Raw genomic sequence first — 4,230 nt, forward strand, 5'->3', positions numbered from 1 at the left:
GTCTCGTTCTGGCTGACCGTCGCGGGCTTTGTATCGCTCATGATCTCGGGCTTCCTGCCCGGTGGCACGGGCATCGGCGCTGGCACGGGCTGGACCGTGTACGCGCCGCTTTCGACCTCGGGCTCCGTAGGCCCTGCGGTCGATTTCGCTATTTTCTCGCTCCACCTTGCGGGCGCAGCCTCGATCTTGGGTGCGATCAACTTCATCACCACCATTTTCAACATGCGCGCACCGGGCATGACCCTTCATAAGATGCCACTGTTCGTCTGGTCGGTGCTGGTTACTGCGTTCCTGCTGCTCTTGGCGCTACCGGTGCTGGCGGCGGCGATCACCATGCTGATCACCGATCGCAATTTTGGCACAACATTCTTTGACGCTTCGGGCGGCGGCGACCCGGTGCTGTATCAGCACTTGTTTTGGTTCTTCGGCCATCCCGAAGTCTACATCATGATCCTGCCCGGATTTGGTATCATCAGCCAGATCATCTCGACCTTCTCTAACAAGCCCGTGTTCGGTTATCTCGGCATGGCTTATGCGATGGTTGCCATCGGCGCGGTGGGCTTCGTTGTGTGGGCACACCACATGTACACCACTGGCATGAGCGTAAACACCAAGATGTACTTCACCGCCGCAACGATGGTAATTGCGGTGCCAACCGGCATCAAGATCTTCTCGTGGATCGCAACGATGTGGGGCGGCAGCGTGCAGTTCAAATCGCCGATGGTGTGGTCGCTGGGCTTCATCTTCTTGTTCACGCTGGGCGGCGTGACCGGCGTGGTGCTTGCCAACGGCGGCATCGATGACAACATGCAGGACACCTATTATGTTGTCGCCCACTTCCACTATGTGCTTTCGCTCGGCGCGGTGACGGCGCTGTTCGCTGGCTTCTATTACTGGTTCCCCAAGATGTCGGGCCGGATGCACAGCGAGTTCCTCAGCCATGTGCACTTCTGGATTTTCTTCATCGGTGTGAACACCATCTTCTTCCCGATGCACTTCCTGGGTGTGCAGGGTATGCCGCGCCGCTATCCTGACTATGCGCCGGCGTTCGAGTTCTGGAACACGATCGCCAGCCACGGATACACGATCATGGCTGCCTCAATGGTCGTGTTCTTTGCCAACATTGCCTACTCGCTGGTTGCCGGCAAGAAGGCCGAAGGCAATTACTGGGGCGAAGGCGCGACCACGCTGGAGTGGACGCTCTCCAGCCCGCCGCCGTTCCACCAGTTCGAGACGCTGCCGATCATCGATGGCGCCACGGCCCACTGAGCACGGCCTAACGGTCAAGCATGAAGAAGGGCCCCGGGAAGCAATTCCGGGGCCCTTTCGCTTGGCGGCCGCTGCTCTGGTCAGGGTGCCCAGCCGGCGAACCAGTCTGCCAGCGCTTGCGGCGTCAGGGCGCGCGCATCGGCGAGCGCGGTGACACGGCCCGCGTTAACGAGCTTGCCGGTGCGCGGGTTGACAATCAGCAAGGCGGGAACACCTTCGAGGCGGCCTTTGATCCCGAAGCTTTGCTGGATTTGCTGATTCTTGTCGAACCGGCCCACATCGACCGACACGATCTCGAAGCGCTTGGCCATCCATGCCGTCAGCGGCTGGGTTTCCATCACGCCCGCGAGGATGCGGCAATCGAGGCACCAGTTTCCGCCCAGATCGATGAGCAGGAGCTTGCCCGCCCGCTTGGCGCGCGCACGGGCGCTGGCTACCGCCGCATCGGCATCGGCTTTCTCGTCATAAGGCAGGGGCAGGGGGCGGGCGATCTGCTCGAAGCTGCTGATCGTCATGCGGGGGGGCGGTGCGGCCTGAACCGCAAACGGCAAGAGGAGCGCCAAGCCTGCAAGAGTGCCAAGGGACACGCGAACCATCACAAATCTCCGTACCCGCAAAGCTTAAGGGTCAATACTAGCCGCAGCGGCGATGCGATCAAAAGCAGATAATCTGTATGGCTAAGAAGCGCCGTGAGGGGTGAACAAAAGGCAGGGCAACGCAACGTTTGGCGCGCCAGACGATTTACCCTCTGTGGCGCTTCCCCTCAGGCGCTGCGCAAGCTATGGGCGAGCCGATTATGAGCCAAGCCAAAACCGCCGCCCTGCCGACCGACTGGCGGGATTTCTACGCGCTGACCAAGCCGCGTGTGATGACCCTCGTTATCTTTACCGGGATTTGCGGGATGCTGGCCGCACCCGGCAGCATTCATCCCGTGCTCGGATTTACCGCCATGCTGTGTATCGCGGTGGGCGCTGCTGGCTCGGCGGCGCTGAACCAGTGGTGGGAAGCCGATCTTGATGCCGGGATGAAGCGCACCGCGCAGCGCCCGATCCCCGCAGGCCGGATGGACCCGATCTCGGCGCGTGACTTTGGCGGGTTTCTGGCCGGCGCATCGGTGCTGATCATGGGGCTGGTGATCGGCTGGTTGGCCGCCGCGATCCTGGCGTTCTCGATTTTTTATTACGCATGGATCTACACCGTGTGGCTCAAACCGCGCACCCCGCAGAACATCGTCATCGGCGGCGGCGCGGGCGCATTCCCGCCGCTGATCGGCTGGGTTGCGGTGACAGGCGACATCACTTTGATGCCGATCCTGCTGTTCCTCATCATCTTTGTATGGACCCCGCCGCACTTTTGGGCGCTCGCGCTGTTTGTGCAGACGGACTATGCCAATGTGGGCATTCCGATGATGCCAGTGGTTGCGGGCGTGAAATCGACGCGGCATCAAATTCTGGGTTATGCGGTCTTGCTTTTGCCGCTGACGCTGGTGCCCTGGTACATCGGCGGGGCAGGCAATCTTTACGGGATTTCGGCGCTAGTGCTGAGTTCGATTTTCTTGTTTTATTCGGCACAGGTCGGTTTGCGAAACGCGGAGCCAGGCGACAAGATGAAGCCCGAAAAGCGTCTGTTTGCCTATTCGATCTTCTATCTTTTCATCCTGTTCGGCGCGCTGGTGGTTGACCGGTTTGCGACATTGAACGGCATTCAGTCTTGATCGGTGTTGATGATGCAACCTCCTGAGCTTGAGCAGATCCGGGCGCGCCAGCGCAGCCGCAACCTGGTGGTCGGCCTGATCCTCGGCGGTCTGGCGATCCTGTTCTACGCCGTCTCGATCGTGAAAATCGCGGTTATCCCGGCCAAGGAAGCGCCCTCGGCGACCTCCAGCCAATCACCAGGGCAAGAGTGATGGCAAGCGCTGCGCCCACGATGGCGCACCAGAACCGCAAGGTGGCGCGGATCGCGGCCGCAGCGGCGCTGACCATGCTGGGCCTGGGCTACGCCTCGGTGCCGCTCTACCGGATGTTTTGCGAGGCCACTGGCCTCAACGGTACCACCCAGCGGTCGAGCGCCGAACAGGCCGCCGGGGTCAAAGTAACCGGCCAGCCGATTACCGTGCGGTTTGATTCCAATATCGCCAGCGGCTTGCCATGGCGGTTTCGCCCTGAGCAGGTGAGCCAGGACGGCAGAATCGGCGAGCGCAAGATGGCGTTCTTCATTGCCAAGAACCTCTCGGACAGGCCGATCACCGGGCGCGCCACGTTCAATGTCACACCCGAGCAGACGGGTGTCTATTTCCACAAGATCCAGTGCTTCTGTTTCAATGAGCAAACGCTTCAGCCGGGGCAGGAAGTGCGCATGCCGGTGATCTACTATGTTGATCCTGAGATGCTGAACGACCGTAACGCGCGCGACGTGCCGGAAATCACGTTGTCGTACACCTTTCTCGAGGCGGCTGACAGTATTGCCCCCGGCACCGCCAAAACCCGCGCAAAGCCACTGGACCGGGTCGCTTTGGCTCGGTAAGGGCTCATCATCATTCTGTCTGGCTCAACACACGCAAGGGTTATCGACGATCATGGCTGGCGCTAAGAACCACGATTATCACATTCTTCCGCCTGACATCTGGCCGTTTGTCGGCGCGGTTTCGGCGCTTGTCATGACCAGCGGCGGCGTGCTGACGATGCACAAGATGGCGGGCGGCCTGCCGCTGTTTCTGCTGGGCATTGCCGGCGTTGCACTCACGTTTTTCTCGTGGTGGGGCAAAGTCATCAAGGAAGCGCATGCGGGCGATCACACCCCGGTCGTGCAGCTTCACCAGCGCTATGGCATGATCCTGTTCATCGCGTCGGAAGTGATGTTCTTTGTCGGCTGGTTCTGGGCCTTCTTCGATTTCTCGATGTTTCCCAATGAACTTACCGAGGTAGTCGCCGGTCAGTGGCCGCCCAAGGCGATCGAGGCGGT

At 60.7% G+C, this 4,230-nt stretch carries 6 protein-coding genes; 5 read left to right on the plus strand and 1 reads right to left on the minus strand.

The features are described 5' to 3' along the window. A partial coding sequence (locus Q0O40_RS15490) for a cbb3-type cytochrome c oxidase subunit I (protein WP_295531943.1) occupies positions 1–1,269 on the plus strand: 1,269 nt, incomplete at its 5' end. An 80-nt stretch (positions 1,270–1,349) separates the two neighbouring features. On the opposite strand, the gene Q0O40_RS15495 is transcribed toward Q0O40_RS15490, so the two are convergent. Beyond that, positions 1,350–1,832 (minus strand): thioredoxin family protein, encoded by a 483-nt coding sequence (locus tag Q0O40_RS15495; RefSeq protein ID WP_295531955.1) that lies wholly within the window; start codon positions 1,830–1,832, stop codon positions 1,350–1,352. A gap of 233 nt (positions 1,833–2,065) precedes the next feature. On the opposite strand from Q0O40_RS15495, the gene Q0O40_RS15500 reads away from it, so the two are divergent. From Q0O40_RS15500 to Q0O40_RS15515, 4 genes are all read left to right on the plus strand, one after another. Further along, positions 2,066–2,983 (plus strand): heme o synthase, encoded by a 918-nt coding sequence (locus Q0O40_RS15500; protein WP_295531946.1) that lies wholly within the window; start codon positions 2,066–2,068, stop codon positions 2,981–2,983. 9 nt (positions 2,984–2,992) lie between these two features. After that, positions 2,993–3,175, plus strand: coding sequence for a hypothetical protein (locus tag Q0O40_RS15505; RefSeq protein ID WP_367183762.1), 183 nt, complete (start codon positions 2,993–2,995; stop codon positions 3,173–3,175). Next, entirely contained in the window at positions 3,175–3,792 is a 618-nt protein-coding gene (locus Q0O40_RS15510) for a cytochrome c oxidase assembly protein (RefSeq protein ID WP_295531949.1), read from the plus strand. Before Q0O40_RS15505 ends, Q0O40_RS15510 begins: the two co-directional genes overlap by 1 nt. 52 nt (positions 3,793–3,844) lie before the next feature. After that, positions 3,845–4,230: cytochrome c oxidase subunit 3 (locus Q0O40_RS15515; RefSeq protein WP_295531952.1), on the plus strand; the 386-nt coding region annotated here is incomplete at its 3' end.

The organism is Novosphingobium sp. Chol11 (assembly GCF_945870625.1).
In the GTDB taxonomy this organism is placed as follows: Bacteria; Pseudomonadota; Alphaproteobacteria; order Sphingomonadales; family Sphingomonadaceae; genus Novosphingobium.

Coding starts and splice junctions, on each gene's coding strand:
- Q0O40_RS15505 (WP_367183762.1), top strand. CDS start 2,993: ATGATGCAACCTCCTGAGCTTGAGCAGATCCGGGCGCGCCAGCGCAGC.
- Q0O40_RS15500 (WP_295531946.1), top strand. CDS start 2,066: ATGAGCCAAGCCAAAACCGCCGCCCTGCCGACCGACTGGCGGGATTTC.
- Q0O40_RS15510 (WP_295531949.1), top strand. CDS start 3,175: ATGGCAAGCGCTGCGCCCACGATGGCGCACCAGAACCGCAAGGTGGCG.